Source organism: Amycolatopsis sp. YIM 10 (genome assembly GCF_009429145.1).
Classification (GTDB): Bacteria; Actinomycetota; Actinomycetes; order Mycobacteriales; family Pseudonocardiaceae; genus Amycolatopsis.
In genome coordinates, this window is sequence record NZ_CP045480.1 from 6,866,637 (window position 1) to 6,885,492 (window position 18,856).

The 18,856-nt window shown below is 69.3% G+C and carries 18 protein-coding genes; 8 read left to right on the forward strand and 10 right to left on the reverse strand.

The genetic code is table 11. From position 1 onward, the window contains the following. Genes YIM_RS32300 through YIM_RS32310 form a run of 3 tightly spaced genes read left to right on the forward strand, consistent with a single transcriptional unit; the run spans position 1 to position 2,899 of the window. Positions 1 to 1,236, forward strand: a complete 1,236-nt coding sequence (locus YIM_RS32300) for a glycosyltransferase family 4 protein (RefSeq protein WP_153033920.1) — start codon at positions 1 to 3, stop codon at positions 1,234 to 1,236. After that, entirely contained in the window at positions 1,230 to 1,904 is a 675-nt protein-coding gene (locus YIM_RS32305) for a class I SAM-dependent methyltransferase (protein ID WP_153033921.1), read from the forward strand. The genes YIM_RS32300 and YIM_RS32305 overlap by 7 nt, the downstream gene beginning before the upstream one ends. After that, positions 1,901 to 2,899: a prenyltransferase gene (locus YIM_RS32310; protein WP_153033922.1), complete on the forward strand. Its 999-nt coding sequence runs from the start codon at positions 1,901 to 1,903 to the stop codon at positions 2,897 to 2,899. Before YIM_RS32305 ends, YIM_RS32310 begins: the two co-directional genes overlap by 4 nt. Positions 2,900 to 2,976: 77 nt before the next feature. Here the strand turns inward: YIM_RS32310 and YIM_RS49880 are convergent, their stop codons facing one another. From YIM_RS49880 to YIM_RS32325, 3 genes are all read right to left on the reverse strand, one after another. Further along, positions 2,977 to 3,474: an RHS repeat domain-containing protein gene (locus tag YIM_RS49880; protein WP_153033923.1), complete on the reverse strand. Its 498-nt coding sequence runs from the start codon at positions 3,472 to 3,474 to the stop codon at positions 2,977 to 2,979. Beyond that, positions 3,426 to 3,881, reverse strand: coding sequence for a hypothetical protein (locus tag YIM_RS32320; protein WP_194239825.1), 456 nt, complete (start codon positions 3,879 to 3,881; stop codon positions 3,426 to 3,428). Before YIM_RS32320 ends, YIM_RS49880 begins: the two co-directional genes overlap by 49 nt. A 441-nt stretch (positions 3,882 to 4,322) precedes the next feature. Further along, positions 4,323 to 5,363 (reverse strand): LacI family DNA-binding transcriptional regulator, encoded by a 1,041-nt coding sequence (locus YIM_RS32325; protein WP_153033925.1) that lies wholly within the window; start codon positions 5,361 to 5,363, stop codon positions 4,323 to 4,325. A gap of 219 nt (positions 5,364 to 5,582) precedes the next feature. Here YIM_RS32325 and YIM_RS32330 point away from each other — a divergent pair, with 219 nt between their 5' ends. Then, positions 5,583 to 7,472 carry a ricin-type beta-trefoil lectin domain protein gene (locus YIM_RS32330; RefSeq protein ID WP_194239826.1) on the forward strand — a complete coding sequence of 630 codons (1,890 nt, stop codon included), beginning with the start codon at positions 5,583 to 5,585 and terminating at the stop codon, positions 7,470 to 7,472. A gap of 247 nt (positions 7,473 to 7,719) precedes the next feature. Here the strand turns inward: YIM_RS32330 and YIM_RS32335 are convergent, their stop codons facing one another. Further along, complete coding sequence (locus YIM_RS32335) at positions 7,720 to 8,178, reverse strand: hypothetical protein (protein ID WP_153033926.1); 459 nt, start codon at positions 8,176 to 8,178, stop codon at positions 7,720 to 7,722. A gap of 113 nt (positions 8,179 to 8,291) precedes the next feature. On the opposite strand from YIM_RS32335, the gene YIM_RS32340 reads away from it, so the two are divergent. From YIM_RS32340 to YIM_RS32350, 3 genes are read left to right on the forward strand one after another with little or no spacing between them, the layout of a single operon-like run. Further along, positions 8,292 to 9,266, forward strand: coding sequence for an ABC transporter substrate-binding protein (locus YIM_RS32340; protein WP_228004141.1), 975 nt, complete (start codon positions 8,292 to 8,294; stop codon positions 9,264 to 9,266). Next, positions 9,263 to 10,006: an ABC transporter ATP-binding protein gene (locus YIM_RS32345; RefSeq protein ID WP_153033928.1), complete on the forward strand. Its 744-nt coding sequence runs from the start codon at positions 9,263 to 9,265 to the stop codon at positions 10,004 to 10,006. Before YIM_RS32340 ends, YIM_RS32345 begins: the two co-directional genes overlap by 4 nt. Next, complete coding sequence (locus YIM_RS32350; protein WP_153033929.1) at positions 10,003 to 10,764, forward strand: ABC transporter permease; 762 nt, start codon at positions 10,003 to 10,005, stop codon at positions 10,762 to 10,764. The genes YIM_RS32345 and YIM_RS32350 overlap by 4 nt, the downstream gene beginning before the upstream one ends. Position 10,765: 1 nt before the next feature. On the opposite strand, the gene YIM_RS32355 is transcribed toward YIM_RS32350, so the two are convergent. The 3 genes from YIM_RS32355 to YIM_RS32365 all read right to left on the reverse strand — a co-directional run bounded on the left by YIM_RS32355 (position 10,766) and on the right by YIM_RS32365 (position 13,241). Continuing rightward, positions 10,766 to 11,941 (reverse strand): acyl-CoA dehydrogenase family protein, encoded by a 1,176-nt coding sequence (locus YIM_RS32355; protein ID WP_153033930.1) that lies wholly within the window; start codon positions 11,939 to 11,941, stop codon positions 10,766 to 10,768. A 92-nt stretch (positions 11,942 to 12,033) separates the two neighbouring features. Continuing rightward, positions 12,034 to 12,909 carry a hypothetical protein gene (locus YIM_RS32360; protein ID WP_153033931.1) on the reverse strand — a complete coding sequence of 292 codons (876 nt, stop codon included), beginning with the start codon at positions 12,907 to 12,909 and terminating at the stop codon, positions 12,034 to 12,036. After that, on the reverse strand, positions 12,906 to 13,241 hold the full coding sequence (locus YIM_RS32365) for a PadR family transcriptional regulator (RefSeq protein ID WP_228004142.1): 336 nt from the start codon (positions 13,239 to 13,241) through the stop codon (positions 12,906 to 12,908). Before YIM_RS32365 ends, YIM_RS32360 begins: the two co-directional genes overlap by 4 nt. 126 nt (positions 13,242 to 13,367) lie before the next feature. Here YIM_RS32365 and YIM_RS32370 point away from each other — a divergent pair, with 126 nt between their 5' ends. Continuing rightward, positions 13,368 to 14,108, forward strand: a complete 741-nt coding sequence (locus YIM_RS32370) for a ribonuclease activity regulator RraA (protein WP_153033932.1) — start codon at positions 13,368 to 13,370, stop codon at positions 14,106 to 14,108. Between the two features lie 156 nt (positions 14,109 to 14,264). Here YIM_RS32370 and YIM_RS32375 read toward each other — a convergent pair whose 3' ends face one another. The 3 genes from YIM_RS32375 to YIM_RS32385 form a co-directional block, all read right to left on the reverse strand. After that, positions 14,265 to 16,259, reverse strand: a complete 1,995-nt coding sequence (locus YIM_RS32375; protein WP_153033933.1) for an ABC transporter permease subunit — start codon at positions 16,257 to 16,259, stop codon at positions 14,265 to 14,267. Further along, positions 16,256 to 17,677, reverse strand: coding sequence for an ABC transporter substrate-binding protein (locus YIM_RS32380; RefSeq protein ID WP_153033934.1), 1,422 nt, complete (start codon positions 17,675 to 17,677; stop codon positions 16,256 to 16,258). The genes YIM_RS32375 and YIM_RS32380 overlap by 4 nt, the downstream gene beginning before the upstream one ends. A gap of 364 nt (positions 17,678 to 18,041) precedes the next feature. Further along, the gene (locus tag YIM_RS32385) at positions 18,042 to 18,788 is read right to left on the reverse strand and encodes a FadR/GntR family transcriptional regulator (RefSeq protein ID WP_228004143.1); all 747 of its coding nucleotides are present in this window, start codon (positions 18,786 to 18,788) and stop codon (positions 18,042 to 18,044) included. Positions 18,789 to 18,856 lie beyond the last annotated feature (68 nt).

Below are 18,856 nucleotides of genomic sequence, written 5' to 3' on the forward strand. Positions count from 1 at the left end.
GTGACTGACGATCGACCGTTGCGCGTGGCTTTGCTGTCCTACCGTGGGAAACCGACCTGCGGTGGCCAGGGCGTGTACGTCCGCCACCTCAGTCGCGCGCTCGCCGACCTGGGCCACGAAGTCGAGGTCATCGGCGGCCCGCCCTACCCCGTTCTCGGTGACGGGGTGCGTTTCACGCCGCTGCCGGGCCTGGATCTCTACGCGGACGAGAATCCGTTCCGCACCCCGCAACCGCGGGAACTGCGGTCGCTGCCCGCGTTGATCGAGTACGCCGGACTCAAACGCGGGCGGTTCACCGAGCCGCTGGCGTTCTCCTTGCGCGCCCGCCACTACCTTCGCGGGCACGCGTTCGACGTCATCCACGACAACCAGGGACTCGGTTACGGGCTGCTCGGCCTGCCTGGGCTGGTCGCGACGATCCACCACCCGGTAGCCATCGACCGCGCGTGGGAGCTGGACGGCGCGAGCCCGCAACGCCAACGCGAAGTCCTTGCCTGGTACCGATTCCTGGACATGCAGCGGCGCGTCGCCCGCCGGATCCCCCAGCTCATCGCCCCCGCGGCGGCCGGCGCCGGCGCCACGTCCGCCTGGCTGGGCATCCCGCCGGAGCGCATCACCATCACTCCGCTCGGCGTGGACACCGCCGTCTTCCGGCCGGACCGGTCCACCGGCCGGGTGCCGGGCCGGATCGTCACCACGGCCAGTGCCGACGCCCCCATCAAGGGCCTCGCCGACCTGCTCACCGCGGCGGCGGCGCTGCGGCCCGGGTGGCGGGGAGAGCTGCACGTGGTGGGCACGCTCCGCCCCGGCGGCCCGGCCGCCCGGCAGATCGCCCGCCTCGGCCTTCCCGTGCGCTTCCACCGCGGCCTGACCGATGCGCAACTCGCCGACCTGATCAGCAGTGCCGAAGTGGCCTGCGTGCCGTCGCGCTACGAAGGGTTCTCCCTGCCCGCGCTGGAAGCCATGGCCTGCGGCACGCCACTGGTCTGTACCACCGCCGGGGCGCTGCCCGAAGTCACCGGGCCGGACGGGCACGCCGCCCTGCACGCCGCCCCGGGTGATCCCGCCGCGCTGACGCGAGCCCTGCGAACCCTGCTGTCCGACACCGCGCTCCGGCGAAGGCTCGGCGCCGCCGGAGTCACCCGCGCCGCGCGCTTCACCTGGCGTGCCACCGCCGAAGCCACGGTGGCGGCCTACCGCTCGCACCTGCGTCCGGCGGTGCTGTCGGCGTGCTGACCATCGATTTCGCCCGGTTCCCCATCGGACCCGGGGACCGGGTGCTCGACGTCGGCTGCGGCAGCGGGCGCCACGCCGTCGAAGCGCACCGGCGCGGCGCCACCGCTCTGGCCGTCGACCTCGACGAAGTAGCGCTCAAGGGCATCACGGGCCTGGACGCCCCATCGGCACCGATCCTCGCCGACGGAACCCGCCTGCCCCTTCCCGACGCGTCCATGACCCACGTGATCCTCAGCGAGATCCTCGAACACGTCCACCAGCACCAACTCCTGCTCGCCGAGGCCGCCCGCGTGCTCGTGCCAGGCGGACGGCTCGCGGTGAGCGTCCCCCGCTGGTTCCCCGAACGCGTCTGCTGGCTGCTGTCCAAGCCCTACCACCAGGTGGCCGGCGGGCACATCCGCATCTACCGCCGCACCGAACTGCGCCGGCTGATCACCGGCGCCGGGCTGGTACTCGACGGCCACCACCACGCCCACGGCCTGCACGCGCCCTACTGGTGGCTCAAATGCCTCGTCGGCGTGGACCGGGAAACCCGGCTGGTCCGCCACTACCACGATCTGCTGGTCCACGAAATCATCCACGGCCCGTGGCCCACCCCCGCACTGGCTCGAGCACTCGACGCCGTCGTGGGCAAGAGCCTGGTCGTCTACGCACGCAAACCACAATGATCGACTTCACCGCCACCGCCGATTTCATCGTTACCGTCCAGCAGAACGACGGCGCGATCCCCTGGTTCGCCGACGGTCCACTCGACCCGTGGGACCACGTCGAAGCGGCGATGGGCCTGGATGCGGCCGGGTTGCACGGCGCCGCGGCCGCCGCCTACCGGTGGCTCGCACGCACCCAGAACCCCGACGGCTCCTGGTTCGCCGAATACCGAGCCGGAACGCCGAGCGACCGCGGCCGCGACGCCAACTTCACCGCCTACATCGCTGTCGGTGCCCTCCACCACCATCTGTCCACAAACGACACTTCTTTTCTTGGCGAATTATGGCCCACCATCGACAACGCCATCGAGTTCGCCCTGAGCCTGCAACAAGACGACGGCACCATCCGCTGGCGCTACCACCCCGACGGACGCCTCGCCGACGAAACCCTGCTGACCGGCTGCTGCAGCATCCACCACGCGCTGCGGTCGGCCAGCACGATCGCGGGCGAACTCGGTGCACCTCGCCCGCACTGGCAGGCAGCACAACAACGCCTGGCCGATGCGATCACCGGCGCACCGCACCTCTTCCTGCCCAAGCCACTCGCCATGGACTGGTACTACCCCATACTCGGTGGCATCGTCCGCGAGGAGGCCGCACGAACCCGTCTCGCACAGGACTGGAGCCGGTTCGTCGAGCCGGGCTTCGGGGTTCGCTGCGTCGACCACGAACCTTGGATCACCGGGGGCGAAACCGCCGAACTGGCCTTGACCCTGGCTGTCGCGGGCGAACCGGATACCGCGAACACCTTGCTGCGCAACCTCATCCGGCTGCGCACCGCCAACGGCGCGTACTGGACCGGCTACAACTACCGCACCGACACGATCTGGCCCGAGGAGCAGACCACCTGGACCGCCGGCGCCATCCTCCTCGCCCACGCCGCCATCAACGCCCACAAACCGACGCTGCGAACATTCGGCCCCGAGACGGTCCCCGTCAACGAATCCAACTGCTGAGGGATTCATGCAGATGGTTAAAGACATCGGCAGCCAGAACTCCGGGACTTACTCCACTCAGCCGGTTCACGCTGCCCTTACCAGGGTGGCCACAAACTCGGAAACCGTGGCAAGCCTTCGCGAACCAGGTGGCCGGTACCTCCGGCACCGCGCCCACCGCTGGCCCGGTGTCGAGCGCCCGCCGCGTCGTATCCGATTGGTTGGGTGGTGCCGCTCGCGGGGTCGGTTTGGCTGGTGAGGCGGTCGTTGGTGTAGGTGGAGGCCGCGACGCCGGTGGTGTCGCTGCGCTGGGCAAGGCGACCGGCGGAGTCATAGGTGTATTCGCTCGTGGTTCCCGCGGGTGTGGTGCCGGTCAGCAGCGCGCCGCGGTCGTTGTAGGTGAACGTGTGGCTGCCGGTGGGTGCATTGACACCGGAGAGGCGTCCGGCGGTTTCCGGCTGTCCTGTGTGGACACCAAGCCGCCGATCGCCGAGGCGGCCGAACGACGTCGGTACCGCCTCGCGGATCAGCAGGCGGCGCGCCCTCCTCAGGCGGCCTTCCGCACGGTGGCGTAGCTCGCGTAGAGCTGGTCCCATGCCTGGTTGCAGCGCGCGTCGAGTTGCCCGTCGCCGGTCTGCCCGCCGGCGGCGAACCAAGGCTCACAGGGCGCGATCTCGGTGAGCTGCCTGCGAACCTCGCCGACCGCGCCGCGTGCTGCCTCGGGCAGCCGGTCTGCCTGCTGCTCGACCTTGCCGATCACCTCGGACACGTCGGGCATCAGGTTGGCGCAGTTGTCCACCGGATCGACCGGCTGGCCTGTGAGGCGGGGGATGCAAGCGGCGAGCAGGATGCCGATCGCGTCGAGTTCCGTGCGCAGCTCCGGCAACGGCGAGGACGACGAAGTGGCGGGCGCGGGCGGCGTGGTGGTCGGGGGCTCGGTGCCGCACGCGGTCATCAGCACAGCTGGCACGACCAGCACGGCGAAGTGGTTTCGCAACATCATTCTCCCGGTCGACTGGGGGCGCTCCAGTGTCGCACCGGGCACCGCCACAGAGGCCACCGCCGTGGCGGGTGGCTCGGCAGCGGCGCGGGGTGACGCCGACGCATTCCCGGAACGAATTGCCGGCCCGGCTCCGGCCGCGAGAGACCGGCCCGCCGCACGGCCTCTTCGATGGTCGGGTCGGTCTCTCGCAGCAGCCGTGTCATTTCCTCGCCGCGGAGCATCGTCAGGCACGCCAGCGGGACGGCTTCGCCTCGTTGGGGTGGTCACCCCGACCCCGGAGCCCACGTGAGAAGCCGAGCGAACCCGCCAGCGCCGAAGACGTCCAGTTCGCGATCAAACACCTGTCCAAGGCCAACACGACGTTCTTCCCGCGCCGCGCGGCGGCTCGTGTCCTCTGGGCTTCAGCCTCGACCGATTCCGTTCTTGCCGAGCCGGCGCTGGTCAGGAGCGGCGAGATGGCGGTGGGATCTCTCCCGACCCTCGGCGGATGAGGGTGGCCGGGATGACGGCGTGCGTCGGCGGGGACTGGTCGCCCTTGATGCGGTCGAAGATCAGTTCCGCGGCCTTCCGGCCGAGGGCGGGGACATCCTGGCGCAGGACCGTGACACCGGGTTCGAGCATGTCGGCCAACGGGAAGTCGTCGAAGCCGATCAGCGCGACCCGGCGGTGCAGGCCGCGGTCGCGCAGTGATCGCATCGCGCCGACGGTGACCAGGTTCTGCGCGGTGAACAGCGCGGTCGGCGGCTCGTTCAGATCGAACAGGGATGCCGTGGCGGTTACCGCGGCGTCGGGACCGTACAGGTCGATGTGGACGAGTTCTTCCCGCAGGGTCAGTCCGGCGTGGGCGAGCCCTTCCAGGTAACCGGTGTAGCGCTCCTGGCTCGTCCACAGTGTCTGCCGGTCGCCGAGGAAGGCGATGCGCTGGTGGCCGAGGCCCGCGAGCTGGAGCACGGCTTCCCGCGAGCTGTCGCGGTTGGTCGTGGTGACGCTGTCGGTGCCCTGGAACGTCGGCGGCCGGTCGACCAGCACCATGCGCATGCCGCGCTCACGTTCCTGCTGCAGCGCGTCCTGGTGGCCGCCGGCGGCCATGACGACCATGCCGTCGACTCGGCGGGTGGCCAGTGAGGTGAGCATTTCGCGTTGCAGGCCGGTGTCGTCCTCGCTGCTGCCCGCCAGGACCAGCACGTCGTTCTTCCGCGCCAGGTCCTCGACCGCCCGCAGGAGTGCGGAGTCGAACGGGTTGGACAGGTCCTCCAGCAGCACCCCGATGGTGGCGCTGCGCCGGTCGGAGCGGCGCAGGCTGCTGGCGGACAGGTTGGGCCGGTAGCCGAGGGTGCGCGCGGCGGCACGGACTCGTTCGACCACCTCGGGGCCGGCCCCGGGCAGGTCGTTGATCACGCGCGACACCGTCTTCGTGCTGACCTTGGCGAGCGCGGCGACCTCCCGCATGGTCGGCTCCCGCCGGGCACCCCGTGAATCCATGACGCCTGCCCATCCCGAGTAACGCTTGCATAACGGCGGCTTGTCGTAACTTCCGCCACAAAGCTAGCGTCAACGATGACGTAGCAAAAGCGCTGTAGCAAACCCAGCCCGACAAGAACCTCATCGCGTCCGGCGGCGCGTTACGTCAACGTTGACGTAAGAGGAAATGCCCGTCAACCGAAGCGAGTTCCCTTCCCATCGACGTGAAGCGAGACTCCCATGCGCAGCTTTGCCGTCAAGCGCCTCACCGCTCTCCTGTCGGCAGTGGCGATCCTCGCCGCGATCTCCGCGATCTCCGGGCCCACGGCGCAGGCCGCGCCCTACCCGGAATATCCCTACGACGCGACCGACTACAACGAGCCGTTCCGCGGCCAGTTCCACTTCAGTTCGCAGGGTGGCTGGATGAACGACGTGAACGCGCCGTTGTACTACAACGGGACCTACCACCTCTTCTACCAACACAATCCACACGGTCTGCACTGGGACACGATGCACTGGGGTCACGCGACCAGTACGGACCTCGTGCACTGGACACAACAGCCGATCGCCTTGGAGCCGGGCACGCACGACGCCACCCTGTTCTCGGGTGGCGGCTGGGTCGACACCAACAACGTCACCGGCCTCAAAACCGGTGCCGACGCGCCCATTCTGCTCTTCACCAACACCAACGGCGTGTCCATCGCCTACAGCACCGACGGCGCCAGGACGTTCCGGATGTACAACGGCGGTGCCAAAGTGATCTCCACCCCGTTCGAATCCCGTGACCCCAAGGTGTTCTGGGACGACGCACGCAAGCGCTGGGGGATGGTGTTCTGGGGCAACGAAGGCGGCAACGTCGCGAAGTTCTACAGTTCGGCGAACCTGCTCGACTGGACCCATGGCGGCGAGTTCCGCGCCGACTGGCTGTTCGAGTGCCCGGACCTCTACCAACTGCCGGTCGACGGGAACACCGCGAACCCGAAGTGGGTCCTGCAGGACGCCAGTGGCGAGTACGTCGTGGGCGCACTCGACAGCGCGGGCGTCTTCGTGCCGGACGCCGGCTGGTCGTTACCACAACGCCTCGACGTGGGGCGCACCAGCTTCGACGGCACCGCTTACGCCGGCCTCACTTTCACCAACCTGCCCGACGACCGGGTGATCCAGATGTTCTGGCAACCCGGCAACAAGGGCGCGACCTGGACCGGCAACGCGTCGTTCCCGGCGCGACTCGCGCTTCGAACGTTCGCGGGCGAGGGCCTCCGGGTGACCCGCGACCCCGTGCACGAGATTTCGTCGATCCGTCAGCCGGCACAGACCTGGAGCAATCTGACGATCTCGAACGACATCGCGACGAACCCGTTCAACGGCATCGCCGCGGACACCTACGAGATCGAGGCGACCTACGACCTGACCGGAGCCACAGCCACGGACTTCGGCTTCGAACTGCACCGGCGGGACGACGGCACACGTGACGCGGCGATCGGTTACGACCGGATCCGGCAGACCCTGGCCGACGCCGCCATGCCACCCATCGACAACCGGGTAAGGCTGCGAATACTCGTCGATCGCGGGCAACTGGAAACCTTCGGCAACGACGGCAGGATCTCGGTCACCGACAACGTCGACTTCGACTCGTCGAGCCGCAGCCTCGGTATCCGGGCGTACGCCAACAACGGCACCGTCCGGATCGAGTCGCTGACGTTCCGGCGACTGAGCAAGGCATGGGCAAGCGCGCCCAGCGGGCCGGACCAGGCCGTCGGTGCGATCAACTGGAACGGGACAGGCAAGTGCGTCGACCGCGACAACGCCACGGCCGCCGTGCAGATCTGGGACTGCCGGAACGAAAGCAACCAGCGCTGGACCTTCACCGCGGCCGGGAAGCTCAGAATCGGCAACGAATGCCTCGACCAGCCCGCGGAGACCATCGGCAACGGCGCGAGGCTCACCACGCATCCGTGCTGGGGCGGCGACAACCAGCGATGGATCCGCACCGGCACGAACCAATACCAGAACGCGTGGTCGAAACGCTGCCTGGACCTCGCCGAGGGTGATGCGACCAATGGTCGCCGACTACAGGTGTGGGACTGTGTCGGGGGCCCGAACCAGACGTGGAACATGCCGACCACCTGACGAGGCGCCGGCCACGACCGGGTGCGACCGTTGTCAGCATATGTCCGATGGGCCACGCGCAGTCGATCGCCACGCTCCGCCCGATGCCCCTCGGATCCACGCCGATCAGGTCATAGCGCGAGGAGACCTCGGCAGTCATCGCACCTTTGATGTGCAGCATGAACTGCACGCCCGCGCTGGGGCAGGTGCAGGATGCACACAGGCCTTGGCCTGCGGTTCTGTCGCCTGCGATGGCCTGTTCGGGCGTCTACTCCTCTATCGTCCGGTCGATTTCGGTTACCGCGCTCGCCAGCTCGCCGGGCGAGGTGACTTGGAGCGTCGCTTCGTCGGTGGCGTAGTGCACCCGGATGGTGAGCTGGGTCAGGTCGAACAGGCGGTCGAGTAGCTCACTGGGCGCCCGGTCCAGATTGATCGCCAGGTGCGGCAATGCGTCGAGGGGGCCGAGCTGACCGGCGCTGGGCCGGTCGGGCTCTTGGCCATCCTGGCGGTCCAGGTCCGCGATGACGTCCAGCAGAGCCTGCCGTTCGGTGTTCAGCTCGTTGTAGCGCTGCCGCAGGCCGTGGGTGAACGGATCGGCAGGGTCGGCGTCTTCGGCTTGCGGAGGATGTTGTCCAGCTTCCGGGTCGTGTCCGCGAGCTTGCGCTGCAGCCGCTTCTCGCCTCGCTCGCGCATGTAGATCGTGGCGGGGTGGCCGACCGACCGGCATTTGTCCACAATGGACCGAAGCGACCCCCTTGACCCGGTCTCCACCATTGCTGTTTGGTTGGAGCACCCTGGGGAAGGAGGCCGCCGATGCGGTCGATTCGTTCAGCTTTCCTTGTGATCATTACGGTTTCGGCGCTCGTCGCCTGCGGAGACGAGCCGGGGCCCGAAAGTTCCGCCAAGGTCACCTATCTGACGTCGTTCAGCACGTTCGGTCGGGACGCGTACGCGTTCGTCGCACAGGAGAAGGGGATCTTCGCCGAGGCCGGGCTCGACGTCACCATCAACCCCGGCAATGGCACGGTGGACGTGCTCAAGCTGGTGGCAGGCGGGCGCGCGCACTTCGGAATCGGTGACCTCACCGGCACGATGATCACGGTGGCCAAGGAAAAGCTCCCGGTCACCGCGGTCGCGGCGATCCACCAGCGCACCGTCGCGGCGATCATCGGGCTCGTGGGCGGTGGGATCGCCGGGCCCGCCGACCTGGCGGGCAAGCGGATCGGTGACCCGGCCGGGTCCACCGTCGGGTTGATGTTCCCCTTGTACGCCAGGGCCGCGGGCATCGATCCCGGGTCGGTCGAGTTCGTGCCGTCCGCGCCGCCCGCCCTGCCGCAGCTGCTGGTGTCCGGGCAGGTCGACGGGATCGGCCAGTTCGTCGTCGGGCGGCCGCTGATCGAGGCGGCGGCGAACGGGCGCAGCGCGGTCGTCCTGCCCTACGGCGATCTCCTGCCCGACCTGTACGGCAACATGCTGGTCACCTCGCGGGAACTGGCCGACCGCGACCCCGAGCTGGTGCGGCGGTTCAGCGGCGCGCTGCTCGAGGCGCTGCGGTACTCCATCGAGAACCCCGAGGAGGCGGGCAGGATCCTCCGGAAGTACCACCCGACGCAGAACGCGGAGGTGGCCGCCGCCGAGATGCGGTTGATGGCCGGGTACACGAGACCGGACGGGTTCACCGGGCCGCTCGGCGCGGTCGAGGAGAGCCGGGTCGCGACGGTCATCGACCTGCTCGTCGAGGCGCGGGCGATCCCCGACGGGTCGCTGCGGTCGGCGGACATCGTCGACTACGACCTGGTGCCGGGCGCTCGATGATCGTCGTGGAGCGGGTGTCGCGGGTCTTCGACGGGAAGGCCGGGCGCGTGCCCGCCCTGGACGGCATCGACTTCGACGTGCGCGAGCACGAGGTCGTCGCGGTGATCGGCCGGTCCGGCTGCGGGAAGTCGACGCTGTTGCGGATCGTCGCCGGGCTGCTCGCGCCGACGGGCGGGCGGGTGCTCGTCGCCGGGGAACCGGTGACCGGGCCCCGCCGCGACATCTCCGTGATGTTCCAGCGGCCCGCGTTGCTGCCGTGGCGCTCGGTGCTGGCCAACGTGCTGCTGCCGGTCGAGGTCCTCGGCCTGGACCAGCGGCGCCACACCGCGCACGCGCACGAGTTGCTGGAGCTGACGGGACTCGCCGAGTTCGCCGGACGGCTGCCGCACGAGCTGTCCGGCGGGATGCAACAACGGGTGTCGCTGTGCCGCTCGCTCGTCCAGAACCCGCGCGTGCTGCTCATGGACGAGCCGTTCTCCGCGCTCGACGCGCTGACGAGGACCGAGCTTTCCGCCGAGTTGCAACGGATCTGGCGGGAGCGCCCGTTGACGGTCGTGTTCGTGACGCACTCCGTCGATGAGGCGGTCGTGCTCGCCGACCGGGTCGTGGTGCTCACCCCCCGGCCCGGCAGGCTCCGCAAGATCGTCGACGTCGACCTCCCCCGGCCAAGGACCGCGCGCGCCGCCGGGGTGGCCGCGGCGGGTGGTGAGCTGTACGACCTGCTGGAGGTGACGGGATGAGCCGCCGCGTGGCCGCGGTCGTGTTGCCGATGCTCGGCCTGCTCGTGGTGCTCGCGTCGTGGTGGCTGGCCACGGTCGTGTTCGCGATCGAGGAGTTCCTGCTGCCCAGCCCCGGTGACGTGGTGGCCGCCTTCGGCGAGTACCCGGGCTACCTGCTCGGGCAGGCCTGGGTGACGCTGCTGGAAACCGTCCAGGGTTTCGGGTTGGCCGTCGTGGTGGGCATTCCGCTCGCGCTGCTCATCGTGAGCTCCACGATCCTGGAGCGCACGATCTACCCGCCGCTGCTGGCGCTGAACGCCGTCCCCAAGATCGCCATCGCACCGATCCTGGTGGTGTGGATGGGTTTCGGTCCCGCGCCGAAGGTCCTCCTGGTGTTCCTGGTGTGCTTCTTCCCGGTGGTCATCTCCACGGCGTCCGGGATGAAGTCGACGCCTGCCGAGCTGGTCGAGCTGATGCGCTCGCTGAGCTGCACCCGCCGCCAGGAGTACCTGAAGCTGCGGCTGCCGTACGCCCTGCCGCAGGTCTTCGTCGGGTTGAAGACGGCGATCACACTGGCCGTGATCGGTGCGGTGATCGCCGAGTTCGTCGGTGCCAGTTCGGGGCTCGGCTTCGTCATCGTCTCGTCCGGCGCGAGCGCCGACACCGCGCTCGCGTTCGCCGCCATGGGGTTGCTCGGTGTCATGAGCATCGTGTTGTTCTACGGGTTCGCGTACGTGGAACGCCGCCTGCTGCCGTGGGCGGAGGCCCATCGCCCCTGAGTCAGTCCGGCACCAGGTCCAGGAAGTGCCAGTGGGCGCCCGGTGCCAGCCCCGCCAGCGACGCCCCGCACTTCTGCAGCACGACCGGTCCGGACGTGATGTGCTGGGTGCCCGTGTCGAGGTCGCGGAGGTAGCGCTGCAGGTCGCCCCGCCGGACGGCGGTGGTCGCGGCCCACTGGTGCACGGTGTCGCCGACGGCGTGCACGGACCAGGTGGTGTTGTTGAGCATCAGCCGGGTGAGGGTTTCCTGTTCCGTGCTCAGGTGTTCGCCGCGGTCCAGCGTCGCCTCGTTGTCCGCCCACACCTCCATGGCCCACGCGCGGGCCGCCCGGAACCGCGCCTCGGCCTGCGCGTAGGCGGCGTGGAACCACCCGGTGTCCACGGCCGCGTCGTGCGTGCCGGTCTTGGCCGCCACCAAGGCTTTCAGCTCGTCGAGCAGCCGTCGCCCGACGCCGAGCGCCCAGCCGCTGTGCACGACCGCGGCGAGGTTCACCAGGCCCAGCCGGTAGATCGCGCCACCGTGCACGTTCTCCATGGTGGTGGCCGCGAACGCGTGCGTGGCGGGGACGAACACGTCCTCGCACACGTAGTCGATGCTGTGCGTGGCGCGCAGGCCGAGCACGTCCCAGTTGTCGACGAGCGTCGCGAGCTCCTTGGGGAACGTGAAGACCAGCGCCTCACCGGTCTCCGCGCAGAACGCGGCGGTGTGGATGTGCGTGGCCAGCGGGATACCGGACGCGAACCCCCAGCGCCCGCTGATCCGGTAACCGCCGTCGGCTCGCACCGCGGTACCGAGGCGAGTGCCCTGCCCGGCGATGACCGCGTGGCGACCCGCGGGCACGTCCGGGTACAGGTCGGCGACGGCCTCGGCACCGAGGTAACCCGCGGTGGAGCCGGTGACGAACTGGACCGCCATCACCGTCCAGCCAACGGAAGCGTCGTGGTACGACAGCTGTTCGATGGTCCGCACCACCTGCGACGGCGAGAACTCGTACCCGCCGAGCTCGCTGGGGATGCCGATCCGCAGCACCCCGGTGTTCTCCAGCGCCCGCACCACGTCTTCGGTGAGCGCGCGCTGCTCCTCGCACTTCTCGGCCTCGGCACGCAGAACGGGCGCGATCTCGTCGATTTTCCTTGCCATGGCGTCGAACTCGGCACTGACGTGCAGCTGTCCCATACCGCCCCCAGGTGCGATGCGACCGCCACCATGGTAAGGCAAACCGGGCCCGGCAAGCTGGCATACGGCCGCGATGCTCAGCCGCGACCGCGCTAGCTGACGCTCGTGCGCCGGGGCAGGCGCACCAGCCCGCCGATGGCGACCAGGAACACCAGCGGTGCGCCGAAGAAGATCAGCGTGGAGACCGTGTCGTTGATCGGCCCGTCGTGCACGGCGTGCACGAGCCGCGCGAGCAACGCGGTCGCGACCGGCGCCGAGAGCACCAGCGCGGCCCGCCATCCGGTGGCGGACCTGATGCCGGCGGCCAGCACCGCGCCGGCGAACAGGACGGCGAGCGCCGCGTACTCGGCGATCTCGTCCCGGTGGCCGAATACCCCGAGCCCCACGATCACCAGGACCGTCGCGGCCATGGTGACGATCGCGGGCAGGCCCCGGGCCTTGCGCCCGTCCGACATGGAGAGCGCGAAGGCCGTGACCGCGCTGAGCAGTACCCAGCCCGCCTTGTCCGTGAACCACTGCCAGCCCGCGAACGGCAGCTGGAGTACCACGATCAGCCCGGCGGTGGCCACCCAGGCGCCGATCGCGGCCGCCCTGCGTTTCCCCGCCATGGCAAGGATCGCGACCCCGAGCCAGACGAACCACACCGGTGCGTCGGGGAGCTGCTCGAACGGCGGCACCGAGCCCGCCTGAACCCACCAGGCCAGCTCGTGCAGGCTCGTGGCCGCACCCGCCAGTACCGCGATCGGGCCGAGCAGGCTGACGATCGCCAGCACGTCGGCCGCGAGCAGACGCCGTACGTGCAACCGGAACGCGCCCCACAGCAGGTCGGCGGTGTCCCGCCAGCCTGGGGTCGTCCGGTCACCCGCGTCGGCGATCAGCACGCCGAGCATCTCGTCGCCGTGCTGTTCGCGGTGGTCCCGCGGGTAGAGGCTCAGCAGCCGCCGGTACCGCTTCTCGAGTTCGCTCACGCCGTCCCTCCGATGAGCCGTGCACGCAGACGTGATTCCGCGACACCGGTAGTGGCCCGCACCCGTTCGATCTCCTCCGCCAGCCTGGCCGCCCCCGGGTCGGTCAGGCGGTAGTACCGCCGGAGCCTGCCGTCGACCACCTCTTCCCGATCGACGGCCACCCACTCGTCCGAGGTCAGCCGGTCGAGCGCGGTGTAGAGGGTGCCCGCCCGCAGCCGCACCCGCCCCCCGGAGATCTGCTCGACATCACGCAGGATCCCGTAGCCATGCCGGGGCTCCCCGGCAAGCGCGGTGAGTATCAGGAACGTGGGTTCCCGCAAGGCGTCGGTCACAGGAACGGTATATACCGATCATCGGCCTATGCGCAAGCCGCCGGACATCGCGAAAGCAGGTTTGCCGCACTACGCTCGAAAACCGCTGCCAGTCACGGTCAGCGCGGACCCCAGGGAGCTACCGACGTGGTCGAGACGCCCGACATCGTTCGCCCGCCTGCCGAACTCAGTGCGGCCCTCGCGGCCATCGGCAGCGCAACGGCCAGCGCCGAGCTCAGCCGCATGGGCATCCGCAGCGCGTTCATCCGTGGCCCGGTTTCGGTGACCCCCGGCGTGCGCGTGGCAGGCCCGGCGCTGACGCTGCAGTTCCTGCCGAAGCGGGAGGACCTCTACCCCGTCGACGAGTACGCCGAACCGGAGAAGCAGCTGCACCGGCACGTCATGTACCACGCCCAGCCCGGCGACATGATCGTCGTCGACGCGCGCGGCGACATGAGCAGCGGCGTGTTCGGCGAAATGATGCTGACCTACTTCAAGGGCCGCGGCGGCGCCGGCGTGGTGATCGACGGGTGCCTGCGCGACATCGGCCAGGCCAGACAGCTCGGCCTCGGGCTGTGGATCCGAGGCGCCACGCCGAACTTCCACGCCCAGACCGACATCGTCCCGGCCGCCGTCAACGTGCCGGTGGCGTGCGGTGGCACGCTCGTCGAGCCGGGCGACATCGTCGTCGCCGACGACGACGGGGCGGTCGTGGTGCCGATCAAGCTCGCACCCACCGTGCTGGCCGTCGCTCAGGAGCACGCGGAATGGGAGGAGTTCTCCCGGATCCGGCTGGCCGAGGGCGGCGACCTGCGGCGCTACTACCCCCTGTCGGACGAGGCCCGGCCCGAGTACGAGCGGTGGCGCGCCGAGCGGGGCCCGGCCTGACGGGGGCGCTCGGCTCCACAGCCGGTCATGGCTCGACTCCCCGTCCCAGTGCGCTGGCCGTCCTGGATCAGCGGGCGGGGCGGGCCGGTTCTCCGTGGCGGCGGCCGGCCCCTGATTGGTGTCGATCCTGATGATCGACGAGCAGGCTGTGCTCGGTCATCCCTTCACCGCCCCCGCGGTGAGGCCCTCGGTCAGGAACCGCTGCCCGAACCCGTACATGAGCACCACCGGGATGCTGATCAGCAGTGAGGCCGCGGCCAGCTGCCCTTGCGGCACGACGTCACCGAAGATCATCGACTGCATGCCGACGGGCAGCGTCTTGTAGCCGTCGTCGGTGATGAACACGAAGGCGAACAGGAACTCGTTCCACGCGTTGGTGAGGGTGAACAGCGCGACCGCGAGCAGGCCCGGCTTGGCCAGCGGCAGCACGATCCGGATGAACGCCCCGAACCGCGTGCAGCCATCGACCAGCGCGGCCTCCTCGAGGTCGGCCGGGATCGACTTGAAGTAGCCGACGAGCAGCCACGTCGCGAACGGCAGGGTGAAGGTGGGGTAGGCGAGCACGAGCGACCACAACGAGTCGTTGAGCCCGATCCCGCTCATCATCTGATACAGCGGGATGAACAGCAGCGCGCCCGGCATCACGTAGGTGAGCAGGATCGTCACCGTGAAGCTCTCCGAACCCCGGAACTTCAGCCGTGCCAGCGCGTAGCCGGCCAGCGCCGCGCAGATCAGGGCGATCACGGTGGACGCCACCGACACCAGGATCGTGTTGACGTACCAGGTACCGAACGCCCGGCCGGTGAACAGGTTGGTGAACTGCTCGGTGCTCCACGGGGTCGGCCAGAGATCGTCGGTGCGCGCGACGATCTGGTCGTCGGATTTGAAGGCCGTGACCGTCATCCAGTAGAGCGGGGCGAGCACGAACCCCAGCAGACCCACGAGCGCGACCCCCGTGCCGCCGCCGCCGACCAAGCGGGCGGCCGGCCGGTTGCCCCGCGCTGCGAATGCGGAGACGACCCGTCCGACAGCGGCCGCGAGTATCACGAACACGCCCAGCACGAGCGCGGCCTTCCACACGATCTGCGGCGACGCCCAGGCCAGCACGAGCATCGAGACCGCGACGATCACCCACGGCAGTGCCCTGCGCTGAGCGGGCGTCAGCCGCCCGCGCCCCGTCTCGCCCGAGCCTGGCTGGTCGCTGCGGCGCATCATCCGCACGAGGATCATCACGAGGATGCCGATGATCGGCAGCATCACCAGCGTGACCGCGGCGCCCGCGCCCGGCTGCAGCTGCTGGATGGCTTTCGAGTAGGCCACCATCACGTACGGGGCGGTGGCGTCCCCCGGTCCGCCCTGGGTCATCAGCCAGATCAGGTCGAAGTTGTTGAACGTCCAGATCGACGACAGCAGCACCGTCACGATCATGACGTGGCGCAGCCCCGGCAGCGTGATGTGCACGAAGCGCTGCCACGGCGAGGCGCCGTCCACCATCGCCGCCTCGTAGAGACCGCTGTCGATGGCCTTGAGCCCGGCGAGGAACGTCACCGTGAAGAACGGGACGCCCTTCCAGACGTTGACCAGGATCACCGCCGGCATCGCGAGCGCGGGATCGGACAGCCACTCCGCGGGCCAGGAGTCGACGAGCCCGATCGCGGCGAGGGCGGGCCCGATCCCGGAGTCGGTGAGCAGGACGTTGACGCTGCCGAAGATCGGGTCGAGCAAAGACCGCCAGGTGAAGGCCGTGACGACCGTCGGTATCACCCACGGCAGCAGGATCACCCCGGCGATGATCGCCCGGCCGCGGCGCATGTGGTGCAACATCAACGCCGCGATGAGACCGAAGGTCACCTTGAAGATCTCGGCGTACGCGGTGAAGACGAACGAGTTGAGCACGCCCTTGTGGAACATGGCGTCGTCGACGAGTGCCGTGTAGTTGTCCAGCCCGACGAAGGCCGTCTCCGCACCGTGGCGCTCCGTGGCGCTGGTGAAGATCGAGCTGATGATCGGGAACAGGATCAGGCCTGCGACCAGCAACAGCGTCGGCCCGATGAACACCGCGGCGAGGCGCCAGTCGCGCCCGAGCAGCCGCTGCGAAGCGGTGAGCGAGGATGACGCGTTCGGCGCCGGGCGCGGACGCGGGACCGTCACTGCTGATAGCCCTGCTGTTCGAAGACCTGGACGATCCGGGCGTGGGTCGAAGCGACGGCGTCGGCCGGCCGGGTGCCCTGGATGACCGACTGCATCATGTCGGTCAGCAGATAGGCGGCGGTAGCGGCTTGCTCGCCGGGGCTCGGGGTCTGGGGGAACCCATAGCCGGTCGTGGTTTTCAGCGGGAGCGGCGCGCGGGTCTGCTCCCGCAGCGCGGGGAAGGCCGGGTCACCGCTGGTGTAGTACGGGTCCGAGTCCCACACCTTGTCCCACGAGGGGTTGACCAGGCACGGTGCTTCCTTCGCCACACCGAGCAGTGCGCTCCCGCTGACCATGAACTTCGCCACCAGCTTGGCGAGGTCGGGGTTCTTCGCCCCCTTGAACACGACGAACGAGTTGGACTCGCCGTACGCGAGTGGCTTGTCGATCGCCGGTCCGGTGGCGCCGTTGAACGGGTGCGTGTTGGCGTAGACCGGGTTCTTCTTTGTCTTCGAGTCGGCGTAGACGCTGAACTGGTTGAGCGTGAGCCCCAGGATCTGGGCCAGCCAGTTCTCGTTGTTGCTCGAGTCGGTCCAGCTTCCGATCCCGGGCGGCAGCATCGGTGCGTACTTCGGGTTCGTGTAGATGTCGCCGAGGAACGCGACGGCCTCGACGGTCTCCGGCGAGTTGAACACCACCTTCTCGCCGGTGTTGTCCGCGATCGCCCCGCCGTAGCAGTTGATGACGTTCGCGATGAAGCCGTTGGCGTCGCCGGAGCGGTTCACCGTGAGCCCCCAGCCGAAGCGCCGCTTCGCCGGGTCGGAGACCGCCAACGCGTTGTCGCGCAGCTCCTCCCAGGTGTAGTGCGGCTTGAGCGGGAGACCCTTCTCCTCGTACCAGTCCTTGCGCAGGTACATCCCGGTCGCGATGAAGTGGTACGGGATCGCGAACCAGCGCCCGTCGAACACGCAGAAGGTGGTCGACGCCGTCGCGGGCTCCCCGTAGAGCGCGCGCATCTCCTCGACCACGTCGGTGACGTCGGTGAGGGCGCCGAGGTTGTGGAGCTGGCCGACGAACCGCCGGTCGCTCATGAAGGCCAGATCGCGGCTGGTGCCCGCCTTCACCTCGGCGTCCATCTTCGCGACCATGTCGCCGGCGTCACCGGAGACCAGGTCGTTGCGGACCGTGGTGCCGGTGGCCTGCGCGAACACCTGCAGCGACTTGTCCAGCGCCTGATTCGCGGCCTCCGAGTACAGCTTCTGCGAGAGCATCCCCACCGACCCGCCGCGGAGCCCGGCCGCCTCGTCGAGCAGCACCTTGGGCACCTGGACGTCGACCTGCGGCGCGGCGGGGCCGCTCTCGCACGCGGCGAGACCGAGCACGCCCAGCGCGCTCATCCCGAGGAACCTGCGTCTCGACCAGTCCGTTTTCTCTTCCATGACCACTCCTCTCACGTCCGATCCAGCGGACGCGTACCGACGGGGCGACGGTGCAACCGGCGGAACAGCGAGGCGAGCGCCGCGCTGCGGGTCGTTCATGCGGCGAAGGACGCCGAACTGCTGATGCGTTGTCCTGGCTGGCTGTCGACAGCCCGGTCGAGCAACGGTGGGTGGCAGCGTCGGAGCTGCTGCGCGTCACGCGGCGCTCCGACTCGGATCCGGCGAGCCCGCGTGACGCCGGCCGGTGCAGCTTCTCGACCGCGAGTCCGGTGCCGATCAGCCCCGACCGGATCGGCGGGATCGCGGGTGCTGCCATGCCTCGTCCGTCCTCGTCATCGGTTCCGGATCTCGGTCGTGCAGTGCGCTAGCGGCGCCGGGCGGCCCGCTTGGTCTGCTGCTCCTTCTCCGCGAGGAGCGTGGAGTAGTTGTTGCTCAGGTGCCTCCGCATCGCCGCGCGGGCACCCGCCGGGTCGCGCGCCACGAGCGCCTCGTAGATCTCCGTGTGGTCGACGGTGGCGCGGTGCAGCCCGGCCGGCGCCTCGTTGGTGACGCGCCGGCTGGCCGTGCCGAGCCAGCGGGCGGAGTACATGATCCGGTCGAGGATGCGGTTGTCGGCCGCGCGGCAGATCTCCATGTGGAATTCGTGGTCGACCTCGAGATAGGCCTCGGGGTCCCCCTCAAGCGCCGACATGCGGTCGATCTCGCCCCTGAGCCGGTCCAGCGTCTCGTCGGTGATGCTGGCCGCGGCCATCGCGGCGAGTTCGGGTTCGAGCAGCACGCGCATCTGGTGCAGTTCCTGCAGCAGCTCGCCGACGATCTCCGTGGGCAGCCACTCGACCAGCAACGGGCTCAGGTAGTCCCACTCCGCGCGGGGGCGCACGACGACGCGGCGGCCCTGCGCGACGTCGACGATGTCAAGCGAGGCAAGGATCTTGAGCGTCTCCCGCGCCACCACGCGGGACACCCCGAACTCCTGGGAGATGTCGAGCTCCGACGGGGCCCGGCCGTTCTCGAAGTCGCCGCTGACGATGCGCCGGGTCAGGTGGGCCGCCACCTGCACCGGGAGAGTCCGGATCTTGACAGCGTCCGGAGACTCTTGTCTCCTTGGCATGTCATCAGCTTATATGACAAGTGGGCATCGCAATAGTCCGTTCCTCTGCATGACCCGGCGGCGGGAGA